The following is a 20,541-nucleotide window of genomic DNA, read 5'->3' on the forward strand; positions in this document are numbered from 1 at the left end:
AGAGAGCCCACTTTATGCAACGCGTTGCATTCGTGGGTGCGCGTCGATATATTTATGCAACCTGTTGCAAAAAAGAGCGATCGATGACCCACTATCCCCACCTGACGGCTCCGCTGGAGCTCGGTTTCACGTCGTTGAAGAATCGCGTATTGATGGGCTCGATGCACGTCGGGCTCGAGGAGGCGCCAAACGGCTTCGAGCGCATGGCCGCGTTCTACGCGGAGCGCGCGCGCGGCGAGGCCGGGCTCATCGTCACGGGCGGGATCGCGCCGAACGAGCGGGGCCGGATGGTACCGGGCGGCTCGATGCTCACGACCGAAGAGGAGGCGGAACGCCATCGGGTCGTCACGCGCGCGGTGCACGACGCCGACGGCAAGATCGCGATGCAGATCCTGCATTTCGGCCGCTACGCGTATCACCCGGCGCTCGTCGCGCCGAGCGCGCTGAAGGCGCCGATCAACAGGTTCACGCCGCATCCGCTGTCGGCAAGCGAGGTCGAAGCGACGATCGACGACTTCGCGCGCTGCGCGGCGCTCGCGCAGTACGCGGGCTACGACGGCGTCGAGATCATGGGCTCCGAGGGCTATCTGATCAACGCGTTCATCGCCGCGTGCACGAACCATCGCGACGACGAATGGGGCGGCTCGTACGAGAACCGCATGCGCTTTCCGGTCGAGATCGTGCGGCGCGTGCGCGAACGGGTCGGGCCGCGCTTCATCATCATCTACCGGCTGTCGATGCTCGATCTCGTCGAAGGCGGCTCGACGCTCGACGAAGTGATCCGGCTCGCGCAGGCGATCGAGGCGGCCGGCGCGACGATCCTGAACACCGGGATCGGCTGGCACGAGGCGCGCATCCCGACGATCGCGACGAAGGTGCCGCGCGCCGCGTATGCGTGGGTGACGAAGCGGCTCGTCGGCAAGGTCGGCATCCCGCTTATCGCGACGAACCGGATCAACACGCCCGACGTCGCCGAGCGGCTGCTCGCCGACGGCTATTGCGACATGGTGTCGATGGCGCGGCCGTTCCTCGCCGATTCGCAGTTCGTGCGCAAGGCGCGCGAGGGGCGCGCGGACGAGATCAATACCTGCATCGGCTGCAACCAGGCGTGTCTCGACCACATCTTCAGCGGCAAGATCACGTCGTGCCTCGTCAATCCGCGCGCGTGCCACGAGACCGAGCTCGTGATCGAGCCCGCCGCGACGCGCAAGCGGATCGCGGTCGTCGGCGCGGGGCCGGCGGGGCTGAGCTTTGCCGTCACGGCAGCCGAGCGCGGGCACGACGTCGAATTGTTCGAAGCGTCGTCCGAGATCGGCGGACAGTTCAACATCGCAAAGAAGGTGCCCGGCAAGGAGGAATTCCACGAGACGCTGCGCTATTTCCAACGGCAGATCGAGTTGCGCGGCGTGAAGCTGCATCTGAATACGCGCGTCGACGTCGCGCGGCTCGCGGGCGGCGGCTTCGACGAAATCGTGCTCGCGACGGGCGTCGTGCCGCGCCTGCCCGACATCGACGGCATCGATCGCGCGAACGTGCTCGGCTATCTCGACGTGTTGCGCGACGGCATGCCGGTCGGCGCGAACGTCGCGGTGATCGGCGCGGGCGGGATCGGCTTCGACGTCAGCGAGTATCTGACGCAAACGGGCGAAAGCGCGAGCGTCGCGCCGCCCAAGTTCTATTCGGAATGGGGCATCGACGTCGGCTACGAAGGGCGCGGCGGCGTGCGCATGCCGCATGTCGAGGCCGCGCCGCGCAACGTGCATCTGCTGCAGCGCAAGGCGTCGAAGGTCGGCGACGGACTCGGCAAGACGACGGGCTGGATTCATCGGACGTCGCTGAAGGCGCGGCGCGTCGCGATGTCGTCGAGCGTGTCGTACGAGCGGATCGACGACGCGGGGCTGCATGTGCGGATCGACGGCGAGCCGCAGACGCTCGCCGTCGACAGCGTCGTCGTCTGCGCGGGCCAGGAGCCGCGGCGCGAACTGTACGACGGCCTGCGAGCGGCCGGCTGCTCGGTGCATCTGATCGGCGGCGCGCACGTCGCCGCGGAGCTCGACGCGAAGCGCGCGATCCTGCAGGGCACGACGCTCGCCGCGTCGATCTGACGAGCGTCGTTCGCCGCGCCGTGCACGCGGATGCGCGTGCGGCGCGGCATCGCATCACATGACGACACATCCGACTGACCGAAAAGGAGACGCAACATGACTTCGATTCCCGCCGGCGTGCAGCCGGCCGTGCGGCCGTCGCTCGAGCGCTGGCACGCGATGGTCGCGGCGCGCGACATGACCGGCCTTGCCGACATCGCCGATCCGAACGCGGTGTTCCGTTCGCCGGTCGCGCACTCGGCCTATGCGGGCGCGCCGGCGCTCGTGCTCGCGATCGGCACGGTCGTGAAGGTGTTCGACGATTTCGCCTATCACCGGCAGCTCGCGACCGACGACGGCCTGAACGTCGTGCTCGAGTTCAGCGCGCGAGTCGGCGACAGGCAGTTGAAGGGCGTCGATCTGATCCGCTTCGACGAGCACGGCAAGATCGTCGAATTCGAGGTGATGGTGCGACCGGCAAGCGGCCTGCAGGCGCTCGGCGCGGAAATGGCGGCGCGCATCGGCGCGCGGCTGCCCGAGTTCAAGGCGAATGTGTGAACAATAAGCGAATAAAAATAGAAATAGAGATTTTCGCTTTTTAAAACACTAATAGCGTTTTCAGGCTAAATATTACGATTGCATTGCTTTAAACTCCGAAACAGGTCGCGCGGTCGTTGTGCCACGCACGCGTGACCGGTCCTTGTCATGAACGATTCGCGAACGTTGCCGCGAATCGTTTTATTTCGAATGCGCGACAGCCGTGTTTCACGGCGTGGCGGAACACCGATGTCCCGATCGGATTCGAGCGAGCGCGTGTGCCGACGCGCATCGCACGGCGTCGTTCCGCATGCCGACATGCAGTGATCGATCAAGCAGTGGAGGAGACTGTTTTCGTCCTCGCGCGCTTTTGCGCGCGCGGACGAACTCGCAGGTATGACCGAAAAATACCAATTGGAGGCCAGATGACTTGCTTCGTTGACCAGCTGAAGTTGATTTTCGATCATTATCCCGGTCTTTGGGGCTGCCAGGACCGCCAGTCGCGATTCATACACGTCAACGACGCGTTCGCCAGAGTGGTCGGCGTGCGCAATCCGCGCGAACTCGAGAACAAATCCGCATTCGATCTGCCGTGCGGCTCGTCGAATTGTGCGGACCAATTCCAGGCGCAGGACCGCGAGGTCCGCGAAACCGGCCGGGCGATCAAGGTGCTCGACGTCCATCCGTATGCATCGGACGTCTGGATGGCGTTCGTCTTCACGAAGATCCCGCTCGTCGACAGGAACCAGGAGATCGTCGGCACGATCTTTCACGCGGCGGAGCTGTCGCAGATCGACATGATCACGCTCGGCCGCGTGATCGGCGATTCGTATGCGGGCAAGCGGGTCGGCGATCCCGTCGAGCAGGGCTCGTACCGGATCGATTCGCCGAAGGACGCGCTCGCGCTGACCGAGCGCGAGCGGCAGGTGCTGTTTTTTCTCGCGCGCAACAAGACGGCGAAGGACATCGCAAACATCCTCGGCCTGTCGGTGCGGACGATCGAGCAATATATGGAAAACCTGCGTTGCAAGTTCTCCGCGTCGAGCAAGAACGAACTGATCGATATCGCGGCGGGCGCCGGCTATTGCAACCGCATTCCGCAGTCGCTGCTGCGCAATCAGCTGTCGGTCGTGCTCGAGCGCGCGGCGCCGCCGATGCCTGCCGGCGTGCTGGCGGCCGCCAAGCCGCCAGCCGTCGTTGCGATGCTTTAGCCGAGCGCGCCACCCTCGACGCGAGCGATCGGCGCGCCGGCGTTTCGGTCGGCCGTGGGCGTCGGCTGCCACGCGGCGGGCGCGACCGCGAGCAGGCGCTTCAGCTCGCGCACGATCGTTTCCGCCGGAATGCCGCTCGGCCGGGTGCCGTCGTGGCCGAGCCGCGGCATGATGTGTTGCACGCCGTCGTATTGCCAGCGGCGCGCGCGCGCGTCGGCCGCTTGCAGCGCGCGCACGAAGATCGACAGATCGCGCCGCGGCCGCGGCGCCGCCGACACGCGCTCGACCCATCCCTCGTAGCGCTGATGCACGACGACGTCGCCGTGCGCGACGAGCGCGACCGTCGACAGCGGCGTCCGGTTGTGAAAGCCGATCGGCGACAGGCCGAAGTAGCGCTGCGACGCGCATCCTCGGAGCGCGTCCAAGGCCGGCAAGCGAAACACCGCGAGATCGAGTTCCGGATGCTGCTCGAGCGTCGCGTCCGGATGGTCGAGCAGCGCTTCCGTCGCCGCGTGATGCTGGTCCGCGTCGCGCCACAGCGCATCGGGGATCGACGGCGCGTCGAGCAGATCGCGCAGCGCCGGCAGCAGCGCGCGAAAGACGAGCGCGATGCGCGTGCTCTCGTCGCGTGGCGTGCCGATGTCGCGTGACGCTTGCGCGACGACCGTATTCAGCGCGAATGCGAGCCGGCGCGCGGGGGCCGAGCGGCCGCGCGCGAAATCGCCGAAGCGCGCGACGTCGACGAGCAGCGCCTGATGGCGCAACGCATGGCCGGGCGCGATCAGCCCGTACACCGACGAGAGCCCGTCGAGGTCGAAGTGATCGGTCGTCACATGCCGTATGTCGGGATCGTCGACCCACTCGGGCACGAAACGCAGCACGCTCTCGGTCGACAGGTTCGCCTTGTAGCGCGCGGGCGTGCGGTTCGCCGGCCAGTGCGACAGCGTGATCCGCGTCGCCGCGTTGTGGGTTGCGTCCGCGGAGATGTTCGGCACGTCGCGCGCGTGCTCGAACGGCAGGAACGCGAGGCGGTCGCCGGACGCGAGCCGGACCGCCTCGATCGGCGGCGGCGGCGCGACAGCGGTCCGCGGCGCGAGCGCGGCGGCAAGGCCTGCGCCGTCGGTGGCGGCATCGCGCAGTTCGAGCTCGCCGTGGCGGCCGAAGTCGTAATGGAGCGCGCCGAGATTGCGGCGCCGCAGGTCGTACGGATTGCCGTCGCGCGTGACGGCGCCGCTGCCCGCGATCAGGTTTTGCAAATCGATGAACTGGTTGTCGCGGATCGCGACGATGCGGCCCGCGAGCAGCCGCAGCTCGAAGCCGTCGAGCCGGGCGGCGACGTCGTCGTCGAACTGCACGACGTGATCGCCGTCGTGGACGGGAAGAAGGGTCGTCATCGCAGGGATCCTGTCAAATCAAGTTGTCGTACCGAGGTGGAACAGCAGGTAGGCGGCGATCGACCAGACGACGAGCGCGATATGCGTCAATTGCAGACCTTCCTGGCGTATCCAGTAGCCGTACCACAGGCCGCCGAGCAGCAGCACGAGCGCGCACGCGGCGAAGCCGGTCGCGCCGGCGTCGAGCCACGGCAACGCGGCCGCGTGCGGCGCCGGCGTCGTCAGCAGCAGGTAGACGCCGCCCCACATCGCGATCGCGGTGAGCGCCTGCAGCAGCACGATGATCGCGAGCGCGGCCCGGTGCAGGCCGCGCGACGTGCTCGCGCGGCGCAACAGCGGCGTGTCGACGGGCGGGTCCTGCTTGAGCAGCGCCATGCTCATCGTGCGGCCGACGGTGCCCGTCGTCGCGGCGAACGTCTGCACGTTGTTGATCGTGACGACCGTCGCCCATCCGGCGATCGCGAACGCGTGCAGGCTCTTGAACAGATCGATGTCGGTCAGCGGGCTCATCGTGCTTGTCCTGTTGCGGGGGGGCGGCCGGGCGGCGCGCGCCGCGTGTGCGGCGCGCGCGGCGGTCATCGGGTGCGCACGCGGCGCGCGACGAGCGCGGCGAGCACGGGCGCCGCCGCGAACACGGCGAAGAGCCACGCGGCCGCGTGCTGCGCGCCGGCGAGGCCGCCCGGCTCCGTGAAGCCGGCGAGGTTCGCGACGAGGCCGGCGAGCGCGGAGCCGATCGCGGTCGCATAGAGCTGGACGGTCGTGATCGACGTCGACGCGAGATCCTCCTGGCCGGCCGGCGCGCTCGTCAGCACTTGCGTGAGCAGATGCGGCCAGCCGACGCCGATGCCGACGCCCACCGCCGCGAGCGCCGCGCACAGCAGCGCGAGGCCGGGGCCCGCGCCCAGCAGATGCCGCGGCGGCACGACGATCGCGAGCGCGACGAGCGCGAGCGCGACGAGGAGCGGCCCGCCGCGCACGAGCGCCTGTGCGGTGCGCGCGCTGCGCCCGGAGCTGAACAGCGAGCCGACGGTCCAGCCCGCCGCCATCAATGCGGTCAGATAGCCGGCGAGGAGCGGCGGGTAGCCGTGGACGATCTGCAGGAAGTACGGCACGAAGATCTCGGTCGTCATCCCGATCACGAGCAGGCTCATGCACGCGTAGATCGCGCCGAGCGGCGCGCGAACGTCATACGCGCCCGTCGGCAGCAGCCGGATCGCCGCGCCGCGCTCGAAGCGCGCGATCAGCACGGCGATCGCGAGGCCCGCGGCGACGCCCGCGACGTTCGCGACGATCTCCTTCGACAGGCTCGCAACCGACACGACGAGCACCGACACCGCGAGCAGCAGGATCTTGCCGATCGCGGGCCGCGCAGCCTGTGCGCCCGCCGCTTCGCGCGCGGGCAACTGGACGATCACGATCAGCGCGAGCAGGACGGCGACCGGCACGAGCGCGACGAACGCGAGCCGCCAGGTGCCCGATTGCGCGAAGATCCCGCCGATCGCGGGCCCGCACAGCGTCGCGACGCCCCACATGCCGGACACCATCGCCATCGCGCGCGACCACAGGCGCTCGTCGAACACGATGCGGATCAGCGCATAGCTGAGCGCGAACAGGATGCCGCCGCCGAAGCCCTGCGCAAAGCGGCCGACGAGCATCCATGGCATGTCCTTCGCGCCCGCGCACGCGAGCGTGCCCGCGCAGAACACGACGAGCGCGACGAGATAGGCGGCGCGCGGTCCGAAACGGCTGAGCACGTTCGCGGACAGCGGCGCGCCGATGATCGAGGCGGCCATGAACAGCGTGGTGTTCCATGCGTAGTACTCGAGTCCGCCGATGTCGCGCACGACCGAAGGCAGGATCGTCGTCGCGATATAGATGTTGATCGCGTGCAGCGCGACGCCTCCTGCGAGCGCGATCGAGCGCAAGCCGTTGCGGCCGGACAGCAGTTCTCCCCACGAAGGGGCGGTGATGGAACTCATGGACTACCTCGTCGGTTGCTGGGTTGGGTTTGCGTCAGGATGGCGACAGATGCTGCGAGATCAGGTGAGGATTGCTCTCGAGCATCTCGATCTCCGGGGAATAGACTTCGATTTCGAGCCCGTCGGGGTCCTGGAAGTAGAAGGCGGTGCGCACGCGGTCCGGGCCTGCGTGATAGCCGGGCGCCGGGCCGTTGCCCTTGACGATCTTGATGCCGCCGTCCGCCTCGACGAGTTCGGCGATCGACCTGACGCCGTCCGGATCCGAGCGCACGCCGAAGTGGTAGCCGGGCGGGTAGGCGACCACGTTCGCCTGCTCGATGAAGAAATCGAAGCCGTTCAGCTCCATTACAACCTTCTTCGGACCGAGGTTGTAGCAGTAAGCCGCTCCGAAGATTCGGCGGTAGAAATCGACCGATTTGTCGAGATCGCGGGCGAGGATGTTGATGTGGTTCACGCGCAATTCGCGCGGCCGGCCTTGCTCGGGCTCGTCGCGCAGCCGGCGCCACATCTTGATGCACGCGGTGAAGGTCGCGAAGCTCGCGAGCCAGTCGCGCGCGAGCTCGGACGATGCGTCGGCCGTCTTCAGCTCGAGCGCGAGCGGATAGCAAAACGCGCTCGGATGGCCCTCGCGCCAGACCGCGGGCGCTTCGCCGTCCGTGCCGGCCGGATCGACGTGGATCTGCGCGGCGGCCGCCCAGCCGGCCGGGCCGGCGCGCTCGGCGTTCGCCGCCGGCGAAGCCGTGCGCGACAGCACGAACACGCCGTCGGGCGCGGTGCCGTCCGCCTGCGGCGCGCGCAGCCGGTAGCCGGCCGCCGTGCATTGCGTGGACAGCGTGCGCGTGATCTGTTCCGCATCGGCGGGATTGACGTCGAGATTGATCAGTTCGAAGACGAGCATGGTTAGACCTCGCTGGCGGGACGTTGACCGATGACAAGCGTGTAGCGGCCGATCGACTGCTCGCTGACCGACAGGCCGTTGTCGCGCACGACGCCGGCGATCCACGGCGTCGGATGCAGCTCGCCGTGATTCGTGTTCACCATCATGTGCAGCGAGAAATCGGCGGACAGCGCGGGCGTCACGCGGTTGTCGTCCATCGTCATCGTGAGGATCAGGAATGCGCCGCCCGGCTTCACGAGGCCGGCCGCATGGCCGATCACCACGCGCGCCTCCGGATCGTCGAAGTAGTGCAGGCAGTCGTTCAGCATCACGACGTCCGCCGCGCCGCCCTCGAAGTTGCGCGCGTCGAGCAGGTTCTTCTCGAAGAACTCGACGCGGCCGGCGAGGCCGTGCGCCTTGATCGTTTTCTGCGCGGCGTCGCGGGTCGTCGGCAGATCCCAGATCTGGCCCGTCAGGCCAGGGTGGCGGCGCAGCACGTGCGCGAGATACGTGCCGTGGCCGCCCGCGAGGTCGATCACGGTGCGCGCATGGGCGAACACGCCGAGGCCGCTCACGACGTCGACCATCGGCTGGCTCAGGCGCACCATCGCGTCGTTGAACGCGTCGCGCGCGCGGGTGTCGTGCGCGAAGCGGCTCTCCTGCTGGAAACCGAGCGGCTTCTCGCTGCGCAGGATCTCGCCGAGGCGCGGCCAGTTGTCCCATTGCAGATGCTGGTGCTCGACGATCGGGCCGATGTAATCGGCGCTCGTGCTCGTCAGGTAGCGCGCGGTCAGCTCGGTGTTGCGGAACGCGTCGCCTTCCTTGCCCAGCAGGCCGAGCGCGACGAGCGCGTGCAGCAGGATCGCGACCTTGCCCTCGACCATGCCGAAGCTCGCGGCGACTTCGGCCGGCGTGCGGCTCGTTTGCGTCAAATCGAACAGCTTTTCGGCGACGGCGTAATGCAGGATCGCCGATTGCCGGTATTGGTCGGACAGCTTCACCAAGTCGACGACCGAAGTCAGTGCCGCCTTGTCTTCGGTCGACTCGTAGATGGTCTCGACTGCAGGTGCGTTCATTGAGGTCCTCGTTCGATGTGGTCCTGGGAAAAACGGTGCGCGGCGACGGGCGCCGCGCGGCTATTGACGTACTGTCTGCTCAGGTTGCCGCGCGCGACGGCGCAGCAGGATGCGTTGGCCGCAGCCGACCGCGCGATGCTGGAACGGCCGCAGGCCCCAGCGGTGCGCGACGTCGTCGATCGACGCGACGAGCCGCGGCGCCGGCACGGGCACGCCGCAGCGCGACGGATGCACGTACAGCAGCAGTTCGTCGGCGAGATTGCCTTCGAACAACGCGTCGCATAGCGCGAGATCGGCGTCGATGAACAGCTCGTTGACGCCTTGCGCCGCGAGGCGCGCGAGCGCGTCGGGCAGGCGGAGGTCGGCGCCGGCATCGGCGGATGTGCCGGCGGCCGGCGCATCGGCGCGCGCGGTCGCGTAACCGGCGGCGACGCCCGCGTCCTCCCGATGCAGCGCGAGCGTCGGCACGCCTTCCGTCGTTGCGGGCGATGCGTCGAGCGCCGCGAAGTCGCGCGAGCGGACGACGTAGCCCGGCGCGGCGCCGTTGCGCGCCGCCGGGAAGGGCACGCCGTGCGGCGCGAGCACGACGGAGCTGCGCGCCCGCCAGTGCCGGACGTCGTCGCGCGACTCGGATTCCGTGGCGTCGAGCACCGTCCGGTCGATCCCGTCGAGCGGCCCGTCGATCGACAGGATCAGCTTCGCGCGCGTCCAAGGGCGGCCGCGCTCGATCCGGCTGAAAAAGCCGATGTTCAGCTCGCGCGCCTCGGCTTCCATCAACCCTTGCTCGACGACGATGCCCGCGTCGGCGAGCCGCGCGGCGCCGCGCCCCGCGACCTGCTCGAACGGATCGCGCGCCGCGATCACGACGCGCGCGACACCCGCCGCGACGAGCGCGTTCGCGCACGGCGGCGTCCTGCCGTAATGCGCGCACGGCTCGAGCGTCACGTATGCGGTCGCGCCGCGCGCGCGTTCGCCGGCTTCGCGCAGCGCGTGCACTTCCGCGTGCGGTTCGCCCGCGCGCCGGTGCCAGCCGGTGCCGAGCACCTGTTCGCCATGTGCGATCACGCAGCCGACGCGCGGATTCGGGCGCGTCGTGTAAAGGCCCTGTTCGGCGAGCCGCAGCGCATGGGCCATGTGCAGGCGGTCGATATCGGAAAACGTGCTCATCGTCTGCCATCCGCCCGGTGCGCGGCGCGTGCCGAATGCCCGAGGCGGCCGCGTGCCGGAGAAGCCGGCGCGCCGCGCGCGCGCCGAACCGCGGTTCGTTTCGCGTTCATCGCGTCTCCACGAGCCGGAAGCCCATCGCGTAGATGTCGCGCTGATAGCGGCCGTGACGGCGCGCGCAGCGCGCGAGATCGCCGAAGCGCGTGAAGCTGCCGCCGCGCGCGATCCGGTAGCTGCCTTGCGTGAGCGCGAGGTCGTCGTCGATCGCCGCGCCGCCCGGATACGGGCGGTAGTCGTCCGCGACGTATTCCTCGACGTTGCCGGCGAGGTCGTCGATCCCGAACGCGCTGCGGCCGAGCGGGAAGATGCCGACGGGCGTCGTCGACAGCGGCCCGGCTTCGACCGTGTTCGCCGCGCGCGGATCGAACGCGTCGCCCCACGGATACTCGGCGCCCGTGCCGCCCGACGCCGCGTATTCCCACTCGGCCTCGCTCGGCAGCCGGAAGCGGCGGCCGGTCGCTTCGCTCAGCCAGTTCGCATATGCGTCGGCCGCTTCGGCGGGCACCGACCAGACCGGATGATTCGCGCGCTCTACCGGATAGACGCCGAACATCCACGACGTCGGCAGCCACGGCGCGCCCGTCTCTTCGAGAAAGAGCCGGTATTCGAGGTTCGTGACCGGGTAGCGCATCATCCGGTACGCGGCGAGCTCGGTCGTGTAGCGCGGACATTCCTTCGCGATCCACTCCTCGATCACGCCGACGCGCTCCCATTCGGCGATCACCTGCGGCACCTGCTCCGGCTCGGTGCCGAGCTGCGCTCGCGCGGCGGGCACGTCGCACATCTCCGGATCGAGCGGACGGATCCGCGGGTCGCCCGCGAATCCGAGCAGCGCGCCCGCCGCGTAGCGCCGCTCGAACGGTGCGTCCGGATCCTGCGCGATCGCGACCCACTGCGACGGCGCGACGCGCAGCAAGTCGAGGTGCGTCGAGAAGACCGTCGCGGGCGTGCGCGCGACGAACAGGTCTTCCGGCAGCGCCATCGCCGCGCGGTCGCTGAGATAGTTCGGGTTGTCGGCCAGCTTGAGCGTCATAGGCATGAACTCGCGTCAGTCGGAACGGGTTTTGCGGACCGTCAGCACCAGGTAGTGCAGCCCGGCCTTCGGCCGCGGCACCCGGTGGCTGCTGACGGGCGTGAAATGCGCGGCGCCCAGCAGTTCGACGAGTTCGGGCTCGGTGAACTCGCGATAGAGGCGCTGTGCGTGGTTCGCGTACAGCCGCCCCGCGCCGTCGGCCTCGAACACCGAGATCGTGAAGCGTCCCTCGGGCCGCAGCAGCGCGTGGATGCGCGCGAGATACGCGGCGTACGCGTCCGGATGCTGGTGGTGCAGGCAACCGTTGTCGAGCGCGCCGTCGAACAGCGCTTCGCCCTGAAGCTCGGACACGGCACTCGTCAGGAAGCGCACGCGATCGCCCCAGCGCTGCGAAAGCTGCGCCCACTCCGGCGGCTCGACGAGATCGACCGCCGTCACCCGGTGCCCGTGCTCGAGGAAGTACGCGGTGTCGCGGCCGCGGCCCGCGCCCGCGTCGAGGACGTCGGCCGGGCCGCCGAGATGCTCGTGCAGGATCGCGCTCGCCGGGCGCATCGCCGCCTCGTCGGTCCAGACGTCGCGACCGTCGTGGTAGCTCGACACGAAATCCGAGCGCAGCACCGCCGCATACTCGTGCGGCGCCGCGAGCGGTCCGTCGACGGGCGCGATCGTGCGCTGCGCGTCGATGTAGTGCGGTTCGGCGGCGCTCATACGCGCTCCAGCGGAATGCGATAGACGTTGCCGTCGTACGAGCTCGCGAGGAACGCGTGCGCGGCGGGGTCGTAGCTGAGCGACGACACGCCCGCGGTCGTCACGCGCACGTCGAGCGCCCAGCGCGCATCGGTGCGGTCGTAGACGGCGACGCGGCCGTTGTAGCTGCCCGTCGCGACGTAGCGGCCGTCGGCGCTCGCCGCGACGCACTTGATCGAGTGCGTGTGCGGCGTCGCGATCACGTCCGCGTGATGGTCGGGCGACCAGATCCGCAGCTTCAGATCGCGGCTCACCGATGCGAAGCAGCCGTTGTCGAGGCCCGCGCAGCCGTTCGCGATCTTGTCGTGCGCGCGCTTGAGCGTGAACACCGGCTCGAGCGTCGACGCGCGGTACCACGTGGCCGACGCGTCGGCCGCGACCGAGAAGATCAGGTCGCCCGAGATCGCGATGCCCTTGATCGCGTTCGCGTGCAGCGGCAGGTCGGCGACGTGGGTCGCCTGCGTGCCGTCGATCCGCAGCACGATGCCTTCGCCCGTGTACGCGCCGATCACCGCGTGCGCGACGCCGTCGCGCTCGAACGACACGCCGCAGTTGAGCGGCGAGCGGTGCTGGTGCAGCTCGCGGCCGCTGCGCGCATCGAACACCTTGCCGAGCTGGCCGCCCGTCAGGATCAGCTCGCCCGCGGGCGTCAAGAAGTTGCACAGGCTGCCCGTGCGCGCATGCTCGCGCTGGTCGACGCGCACGATGCCCGCGTCGCCGATCGTCCACAGATGGCCGTCGACGGCCAGCACCGCGTTCACGCCGTGCGTCGGCGGCAGCTCGGCCGCATCCCAGTGCTCGGTCTTCCAGTTGTAGCGGCGGTAGCTCGAGTGGAACGTCGAGAACACGATGTGTTCGTCGCCTTCGAACGAGCACGAACGCGGCCACACTTCGGACGGCAGCGCCGCGCCGCCGAGCGCCTCCGGCTGCCCGGACGCGCCGATCTTCCACAGCCGCATCGTGCGGTCGTACGACAGCGACACGAGCAGGCCGCGGTCGCCGTCGAGCACGAGGCGCTTCACGCCCGCATCGTGCGCCTGCAGCGCCGCGCGCTCGCCGCCGCCGATCACGATGATCTCGCCTTCGTCGTTGCCCGCGAAAATGCGGCCGTCGGCGGCGATCGCGATCGTGTCGGTCTCGATGCCGTCGAGATCGATGTCGGCGACGAGGCCGTTGTGGCCGAGCGACCAGCGCTTGATCGTGCCGTCGTCGCTCGACGACACGATCTCGTCGGTGCCGCGCATCCATTCGACCGAGATCACGTCGGCGGTGTGGCCGCTGAACGTGTTCAGCAGCTTGCCGCTGAAGTCGTAGACCCGCACGCGGTGATCGCGCGACGCGGTCGCGACGAGCGGCTTGTCCGGATGGAACACGCTCATTTCGACGTCGTCCTCCTGGTCCGCGAACACGGCGACGAGCCGCAGGTCGGGCACGGTCCAGAGGCGGGCGCTGTAATCGGACGACGACGTGACGACGTACGCGCCGTCGGGCGAGAACGCCCCCTGGTTCGCGAGGTGGTCGTGCATCGCGCGGGCGAGCGGACGCTGGGTCTTCGCGTCCCAAAGAATGACCTGGTTGTCGTAACCCGCCGTCAGGACGTATTTGTCGCGGTGCGCGGCAATCCCGCTGATCGGTGCGCGGTGAGTGATCATTGAAGTTCCTGGCTGAGGTTGATGGCGTGACGGTGGTGATCGATCTTCGCGCGCAGGTAGTCGTGGTTCGTGCTGTTGACGAACACGCCGGTCTGCAGCACGCGCTTGATCCGGATGCCGTACTTCTCGATCTGCGAAATCTTGTCCGGGTTGTTGGTGACGAGCGAGATATCGATGACGCCGAGCGCCTGCAGCATCTGCGCGGCGACGCGGAAATCGCGCATGTCGTCGGGGAAGTTCAGCGCGCGGTTCGCGGCGAACGTGTCGAGGCCCTGCGAGATCTGCAGGCGGTACGCGTCGAGCTTGTTGTACAGCCCGATGCCGCGGCCCTCCTGACGCAGATAAAGCAGGATGCCGCCTTCGCGGCCGAACATCGCGACCGACTCGTCGAGCTGCTCGCCGCAATCGCAGCGCGCGGAGCCGAACACGTCGCCCGTCAGGCACTCGGAATGCACGCGCACGAGCGGTGCATCGGCGAGCGGCCCGAAGACGAGCGCGAGATGCTCGGCGTTGTCGCAAAGGCCCTGGAACGTCACCATCTCGGGCTCGAACTTCTGCTGAGCGGTGCGCGGGCGAATGGGCACGTTCACGCGCGTACGGACGGACGCGCTCAGTGTTGGGGGGATTCGACCATCATTCATGCTGTGCCTCAAGGTTATTCAACATTGAGATACGCATCGCGAAGAACACGGAAGCTTTGTCGCTTGTTGTTATGTCGAAGGGGTGAATCGACTTCCGGTTTGTTGCTGTCTCTCGGGTTCTAGGCGAGCTCTTGATTGGCTGCTGCGTCCGATTGTGCAAAAGCCTCGCCGATTGTGCATCCGTACCGATTACGGTATCGCCGATCATTGATCGATCCGTGTCTTCATCACGCCATTGGTTGCGCGCTCAACCAATCGCAATTGCACCCGCACCCGCACCCGCACCCGCCGCCTTGCCGTAGTCGACCGGTGCGTCGGCGGGGCGCGGCGTCTCGCCCGCGCGCTCGATCCAGCCGCCGCCGAGCGCGCGATACAGATCGACGAGATTCGACCAGCGTGCGAGCCGCGCGCTGATGAGCTGCTGCTGCGCCGAGTACAGATCGGTCTGCGCGGTCAGCACCGACAGGTAGCTGTCGACGCCGTTCTTGTAGCGCAGGTCCGACAGATCGTAGCGGCGCTGCTGCGCGTGCTCGTTGCGCTCGAGCGCCGCGATCTGCTGGTCGTACGTGCCGCGCGCGGCGAGCCCGTCCGACACTTCGCGGAACGCGCTCTGGATCGCCTTCTCGTAGTTCGCGATCTCGATGCGCTTCTGCACGTGCGCGAGATCGAGGTTCGCGATGTTCTGCCCGCCCTCGAAGATCGGCAGCGCGATGCTCGGCGCGAACGACCACGCCGCCGTGCCGGCCTTGAAGAGCCCGCCCAGCGTCGGGCTCGCGGTGCCGAACGCCCCCGTCAGCGAGATCTTCGGGAAGAACGCCGCACGCGCCGCGCCGATGTTCGCGTTCGCCGCGCGCAGCGTCTCTTCCGCCTGCATGATGTCCGGCCGGCGCGTGAGCAGATCGGACGGCAGCCCGGCCGGAATGTCGGTCAGCAGGTTCTGCGCGTTCAGCGGCAAGCCGGCCGGCAGATCGTCGGGCAGCGGCTCGCCGACCAGCAGCACGAGCGCGTTGACCGCCTGCGCGCGCGCACGCGCCTGCGCCTGCTGGTTCGCGAGCGCCGTCTCGACGACCGTCTGCGCCTGGCGCAGATCGAGCTCCGAGCCGGTGCCGTTGTCGAACTGCAGCTTCGTCAGGTCGTACGACGCGCGCGCCGTCTTCAGCGTGTTCTCCGTGACCTGCAGCAGATCGTCGGTCGACAGCAGCGCCAGGTACTGGTCGGCGACGCTCGCGACGAGCGAGATCTCCGCCGCCTTGCGGGCCTGCGCGGTCGCGAAGTACTGCGCGAGCGCCTGGTCCTTCAGGCTCTGCACGCGGCCGAACAGATCGAGCTCCCACGACGCGGACACGCCGACGTTGTAGGCGCGCGAGATGAGCGGCCGGCCCGTCGTCGACACGCCGGACGGGTAGCGCTGGATCGCGCCCGTGCCGGTGCCGTCGAGCGTCGGGAACAGGCCCGCGCGCGTGATCTGATACTGCGCGCGCGACGCCTCGACGTTCAGCACCGACACGCGCAGGTCGCGGTTGTTTTTCAGCGCGATGTCGATCAGCCGCTGCAGGCGCGGATCGACGAAGAACTCGCGCCAGCCGATGTCGGCGGCCGTCTGACCGTTCGCGCTGCGCGCGCCGGACGCGGCGCCCGGCTGCGCGGCGTAGACGCCGTCGGTCGGGAACGCGCCCGACACGGGCGCGGCCGGACGCTCGTAGCGCGGCGCGAGCGTGCAGCCCGTCGCGAAGACGGCGACCGCGAATGCGGCCGAGCGGATCGCGGAGCGCGCGACCGAGGCCGCGACGCTCGGCGAGCGGTGGCGGCGATGGCCGCGCGCGACCGTCGTCGTATCGTGTGAGAAGCGATGCATCGTGTCGTTCATGGTTATCGGGTTGCCGCGAGAAGTTGCGCGCGCTCGCTGCGCATGGCCGCGCCGTGGTCCTTTGCGACGAACGTATAGACGGTCGGCAGCACGAACAGCGTGAAGAGCGTGCCGACCAGCATGCCGGTCGACACCGTGATGCCGATCGCGAAGCGGCTCGCCGCGCCGGCGCCCGCCGCGAACACGAGCGGCACGAGGCCCGCGACCATCGCGGCCGTCGTCATCAGGATCGGCCGCAGCCGCACGGCCGCCGCGCGCTCGATCGCCGCGCGGCGGTCGAAACCTTCATGACGCTGCAGGTCGTTCGCGAAGCTGACCATCAGGATCCCATGCTTCGAGATCAGGCCGATCAGCGTGACGAGCCCGATCTGCGTATAGATGTTCAGCGTCGCGAAGCCGAGGTAGAGCGGGGCGAGCGCGCCGCAGATCGACAGCGGCACCGACACGAGGATCACGAGCGGATCGCGCAGGCTCTCGAACTGCGCGGCGAGCACGAGGAAGATCACGATCAGCGCGAAGCCGAACGTGACGGCGAGCCGGTTGCCTTCCTGCACGTACTGCCGCGATTCGCCGAGCCAGTCGATCGAGAAGCCGGCCGGCAGCTTTTGCGCGTCGAGGAACGCGACCGCCTCGCTCATCGTCACGCCGGGCGCCGGCACCGCGGAGAACGTCGCCGAGTTCATCTGGTTGAATTGGCTCAGCGCGTTCGCCTGGCTGCCGTTCGTCACGTGGATCACCGTCGACAGCGGAATCATCCGGCCGGAGCCCGTTTTCACGTAATACCGGCTCAGCATCTCCGACGACAGCCGCTCGCCGCGCGACACCTGCGGAATCACGTCGTACGAGCGCCCCTTGAAGTTGAAGCGGTTCACGTAGTTCTCGCCGACGAGGACGGCAAGCGTGTCGGCGATGTCCTTCATCGTCACGCCGAGCGTGTTCGCCTGATTGCGGTCGATCGTCACGCCGACCGCGCGGCTGTCGAACGTCAGGTCGCTGTCGACGACCGCGAAGAGGCCGCTCTTCGCCGCCGCCGCCTTGATCCGGTCCATCTGCGCGTAGAGATCCGCGAAGCTCGACGGCGAGCGCAGCACCATCTGGATCGGCAGCCCGCCGCTCGACGCGGGCAGCGCCGGCAGCTGGAACGCGAACACGCGGTCGCCCTGAATCTGGTCGCCGCGCGCCTGGATCAGCGCCTGCAGCGTCGACGCGCTGCGCTTGCGCTTTTCCCAGTCGACGAGGTTCACGCCGGCGAAGCCGAGATTGCTGCCGCCGTAGCTGTTCAGGATGAAGCTCGTGTCGGCTTCGGGCAGCGTGCGGAACACGCGCTCGATGTCGGGCGCGTAGCGTTCCATGTAGTCGAGGTTCGCGTACTGCGGCGCCTTCACCGCGACCATGATCGAGCCCTGGTCCTCCTGCGGCGCGAGCTCGCGCTTCACGCCGGAGAAGAGCAGCACGATGCCCGCCAGCACGCCGACGCCGATCAGCAGGATCGCCGGCCGCGCGGCGAGGCTCGCGTGCAGGCCGCGGCGGTAGACTTGCGTCACGCGCTCGAGCGTGTGCTCGATCGCCTTCGCGACGCGGCCTTCCGACATCTTGCTCGTCAAGAGCAGCGAGCCGAGCATCGGCGACAGCGTGAGCGCGACGATCCCCGACACGAGCACCGCGCCCGCGAGCGTGAACGCGAACTCCTTGAAGAGCGACCCGGTCAAGCCGCCCATCAGCCCGATCGGCGCGTACACGGAGATCAGCGTCGCCATCATCACGAGCACGGGCGACGCGATCTCGCGCGCGCCGATCAGCGCCGCGCGCGCGGGCGGCTCGCCTTCCTCGATGTGCCGGTGGATGTTCTCGACGACGACGATCGCATCGTCGACGACGAGCCCGATCGCGAGCACCATCGCGAGCAGCGTCAGCAGGTTCAGCGAGAAGCCCGCGGCGAGCATCAGCGCGGCCGAGCCGACGAGCGACAGCGGGATCGTCAGCACCGGAATGATCACCGCGCGGAACGAGCCGAGGAACAGGAAGATCACGACGACGACGATCGCGATCGCCTCGGCGAGCGTCGAGCGGACCTCGGCGATCGACGCGTTGACGAAGCGCGCGCCATCGAACATGTTCGCGATCTGGATGCTCGCCGGCTTGTTGCGCTCCATCGCGGGCAGCACCGCGTCGACGCCGCGCACGATCTCGAGCGGATTGCCGGCGGGCGTCGCGTTGACCGCGATGTACACCGCGCGGCGGCCGTTCATCAGCGCGCTCGAGTTGTAGTTCTCGCCGCCGATCTCGACCGTCGCGACGTCCTTCAGCCGCACGAGCCCGCCGCCGTTCGGATCGCTCTTCACGACCATCTCGTTGAACGCGCCGACGTCGGTCAGATCGGTGTTCGCCGAGATGTCGGCGATCGTGAGCGAACCCTTGACCTGGCCCGGCGCCGCCTGCACGTTGTTCGCGCGGATCGCCGCGGCCACGTCGCCCGCGGACAGCCCGTGCGCGGCGAGCCGCGTCGCGTCGAGCCAGACCCGCATCGCGAGGTTCTGGCCGCCGAGGATCTCCGCCGACGCGACGCCCGGCACCGTCGTCACGAGCGGCTGCGCGACGCGCACGACATAGTCGGTGATCTGCGGGATCGACAGCGTGTCGCTCGCGAAGCCGAGGTACATCACCGCGGTCGGCGCGTCGGTCAGCTTCGTGATCACCGAGTCGTACGCGTCGGCGGGCAGCTTGTACTTCACCTGCTGGACCTTCGCCATCACCTCGGTCATCGCGCGGTCCGCGTTCGCGTTCAGGCGCAGCCGCGCCTTCACGATGCTCTTGCCCTGCGTGGTCGTCGACGTGATGTACTCGATCCCGTCGGCGGTCGCGATCGATTGCGCGATCGGCGTCGTCACGAAACCCTGCATCAGGTCCTGCGATGCGCCGGGGTAGTCGGTCTCGACGCTGATCGTCGCGCTCTCGAGCGCCGGATATTGCCGCACCGGCAGCGACATCAGCGCGCGCAGGCCGACGAGCAGGATCAGCAGGCTGAGCACGAGCGACAGCACCGGGCGGCGGACGAAGACGTCGGTGAAGCGCGCGCGCGTCGCGCCCGATTCGTGCGGGGCGCCGGCGTTCATTGCTCGGCTCCCGACGATGCGCCGTCCTCGAGCGCGACCTTCACCTTGTCGCCGGCCGCGAGCCGCACCTGGCCGGACGTGACGACGACGTCGCCCGCCCGCAGGCCGTCGGCGATCGCGATGCGGCCGTCGGCGCGCCGGCCGGTGCGCACGGGCTGCAGCCGCACGACGCCGAGGCCGTCGCGGCCCGGCTTGCCGACGACGAGCACGGATTCGCCGCGCTGCGACGTCTGCACCGCGGTATCGGGCACCGTCAGCGCGCGCTCGCGCGGCGGCAGCTCGAGCCGCGCCTGGATGAACATGCCCGGGCGCAGCAGATGATCGGGGTTCGCGAGCGTCGCCTGCACGGCGACGTTGCGCGTCTCGGAGCCGACCTGCGGCTCGATCGCGGTCACGCGGCCGACGAGCGCGCGGTCCGGATACGCGTCCGTCGCGATCGACACGTTCTGACCGAGGCGCAACTGGCTCAGGTTCTTCTGCGGGACCGTGAAGTTCGCGTACAGCGTGTCGAGATCGGTCAGCGTCGCGATCGCGTCGCCCGCGTTCAGATACTGGCCGAGGTTCACGCGGCGCAGGCCGAGCACGCCGTCGAACGGCGCGCGCACCGCCTTTTGCGTGATCACCGCCTGCGTCTCGCGGATGTCGGCCGCGGCCGCGTCGAAGTCGAAGCGGTGCTGGTCGAAGATGTTGCGCGGCTCGGCGCCCGTTTGCGCGAGCGCCTGCGAGCGGTCGAGCTGGCGCTTCGCGAACGCGGCCTTCGCCTGGATCGATGCGAGCTTCGCGCGCTCCGGCTCGTCGAAGAGCTGGACGATCAACTGGCCCCGGCGGACCGTCGTGCCGGCCTCGAAATGCAGCGCGACGACGCGGCCGGCCGCTTCGGGCGCGAGCGTCACTTGACGGACCGCGTCGAGCGAGCCGACCGCGTCGAGCGTCACGCGCTCGGGCGCGGCGCGCACGGAGACGGCGGAGACCGTCAGCGGAGGTGGGGAAGCGAGGGGACGATCGGTGGCCTGCACGCGGCTTTCCCGCCACAGAAACAGCCCGCCGAAAATGAACGCCAACAGCGCCAATGCAAGCAATAGCCGACGGCCCATGGAAATCTCTCA

General features: G+C 68.9%; 16 protein-coding genes and 1 pseudogene. 3 read left to right on the forward strand and 14 right to left on the reverse strand.

The window, feature by feature from the left end; all coding sequences use genetic code 11:
• The first annotated feature begins 83 nt into the window (after positions 1–83).
• The 3 genes from BG90_RS26505 to BG90_RS26515 all read left to right on the forward strand — a co-directional run bounded on the left by BG90_RS26505 (position 84) and on the right by BG90_RS26515 (position 3,832).
• A complete protein-coding gene (locus BG90_RS26505) occupies positions 84–2,105 on the forward strand; it encodes an NADPH-dependent 2,4-dienoyl-CoA reductase (protein WP_010118812.1) in 2,022 nt (673 codons plus the stop codon).
• Positions 2,106–2,201: 96 nt separating this feature from the next.
• Positions 2,202–2,642, forward strand: coding sequence for a nuclear transport factor 2 family protein (locus BG90_RS26510; protein WP_010108998.1), 441 nt, complete (start codon positions 2,202–2,204; stop codon positions 2,640–2,642).
• 404 nt (positions 2,643–3,046) lie between these two features.
• Positions 3,047–3,832 (forward strand): helix-turn-helix transcriptional regulator, encoded by a 786-nt coding sequence (locus tag BG90_RS26515; protein ID WP_010118808.1) that lies wholly within the window; start codon positions 3,047–3,049, stop codon positions 3,830–3,832.
• On the opposite strand, the gene BG90_RS26520 is transcribed toward BG90_RS26515, so the two are convergent.
• The 14 genes and pseudogenes from BG90_RS26520 to BG90_RS26580 form a co-directional block, all read right to left on the reverse strand.
• Positions 3,829–5,226: a DUF6687 family protein gene (locus BG90_RS26520; RefSeq protein WP_010118807.1), complete on the reverse strand. Its 1,398-nt coding sequence runs from the start codon at positions 5,224–5,226 to the stop codon at positions 3,829–3,831. The genes BG90_RS26515 and BG90_RS26520 overlap by 4 nt on opposite strands.
• Before the next feature lie 18 nt (positions 5,227–5,244).
• A complete protein-coding gene (locus BG90_RS26525) occupies positions 5,245–5,736 on the reverse strand; it encodes a DUF2165 domain-containing protein (RefSeq protein WP_010118805.1) in 492 nt (163 codons plus the stop codon).
• A gap of 65 nt (positions 5,737–5,801) precedes the next feature.
• Positions 5,802–7,205: an MFS transporter gene (locus BG90_RS26530; RefSeq protein ID WP_045568462.1), complete on the reverse strand. Its 1,404-nt coding sequence runs from the start codon at positions 7,203–7,205 to the stop codon at positions 5,802–5,804.
• Positions 7,206–7,239: 34 nt separating this feature from the next.
• Entirely contained in the window at positions 7,240–8,103 is an 864-nt protein-coding gene (locus BG90_RS26535) for a VOC family protein (RefSeq protein WP_010118797.1), read from the reverse strand.
• Positions 8,104–8,105: 2 nt separating this feature from the next.
• Entirely contained in the window at positions 8,106–9,158 is a 1,053-nt protein-coding gene (locus BG90_RS26540; RefSeq protein ID WP_010108990.1) for a methyltransferase, read from the reverse strand.
• A gap of 60 nt (positions 9,159–9,218) precedes the next feature.
• The gene (gene ribD / locus BG90_RS26545; protein ID WP_025990230.1) at positions 9,219–10,325 is read right to left on the reverse strand and encodes a bifunctional diaminohydroxyphosphoribosylaminopyrimidine deaminase/5-amino-6-(5-phosphoribosylamino)uracil reductase RibD; all 1,107 of its coding nucleotides are present in this window, start codon (positions 10,323–10,325) and stop codon (positions 9,219–9,221) included.
• Positions 10,326–10,431: 106 nt separating this feature from the next.
• Complete coding sequence (locus BG90_RS26550; RefSeq protein WP_010118793.1) at positions 10,432–11,415, reverse strand: formylglycine-generating enzyme family protein; 984 nt, start codon at positions 11,413–11,415, stop codon at positions 10,432–10,434.
• A 15-nt stretch (positions 11,416–11,430) separates the two neighbouring features.
• The gene (locus BG90_RS26555) at positions 11,431–12,123 is read right to left on the reverse strand and encodes a 1,6-didemethyltoxoflavin N1-methyltransferase (protein WP_010108986.1); all 693 of its coding nucleotides are present in this window, start codon (positions 12,121–12,123) and stop codon (positions 11,431–11,433) included.
• On the reverse strand, positions 12,120–13,814 hold the full coding sequence (locus BG90_RS26560) for a WD40 repeat domain-containing protein (RefSeq protein WP_010118790.1): 1,695 nt from the start codon (positions 13,812–13,814) through the stop codon (positions 12,120–12,122). Before BG90_RS26560 ends, BG90_RS26555 begins: the two co-directional genes overlap by 4 nt.
• Complete coding sequence (locus BG90_RS26565) at positions 13,811–14,455, reverse strand: GTP cyclohydrolase II (protein WP_045568463.1); 645 nt, start codon at positions 14,453–14,455, stop codon at positions 13,811–13,813. The genes BG90_RS26560 and BG90_RS26565 overlap by 4 nt, the downstream gene beginning before the upstream one ends.
• An 18-nt stretch (positions 14,456–14,473) precedes the next feature.
• Positions 14,474–14,690: pseudogene (locus BG90_RS34020) on the reverse strand (hypothetical protein); the annotation flags it as partial.
• A 12-nt stretch (positions 14,691–14,702) separates the two neighbouring features.
• Entirely contained in the window at positions 14,703–16,322 is a 1,620-nt protein-coding gene (locus BG90_RS26570) for an efflux transporter outer membrane subunit (RefSeq protein WP_232355222.1), read from the reverse strand.
• Positions 16,323–16,324: 2 nt separating this feature from the next.
• The gene (locus BG90_RS26575; RefSeq protein ID WP_010118772.1) at positions 16,325–19,435 is read right to left on the reverse strand and encodes an efflux RND transporter permease subunit; all 3,111 of its coding nucleotides are present in this window, start codon (positions 19,433–19,435) and stop codon (positions 16,325–16,327) included.
• On the reverse strand, positions 19,432–20,529 hold the full coding sequence (locus BG90_RS26580) for an efflux RND transporter periplasmic adaptor subunit (protein ID WP_025990228.1): 1,098 nt from the start codon (positions 20,527–20,529) through the stop codon (positions 19,432–19,434). The genes BG90_RS26575 and BG90_RS26580 overlap by 4 nt, the downstream gene beginning before the upstream one ends.
• Positions 20,530–20,541: the final 12 nt, after the last annotated feature.

Origin of the sequence: Burkholderia oklahomensis C6786, from assembly GCF_000959365.1 — a bacterium.
Classification (GTDB): Bacteria; Pseudomonadota; Gammaproteobacteria; order Burkholderiales; family Burkholderiaceae; genus Burkholderia; species Burkholderia oklahomensis.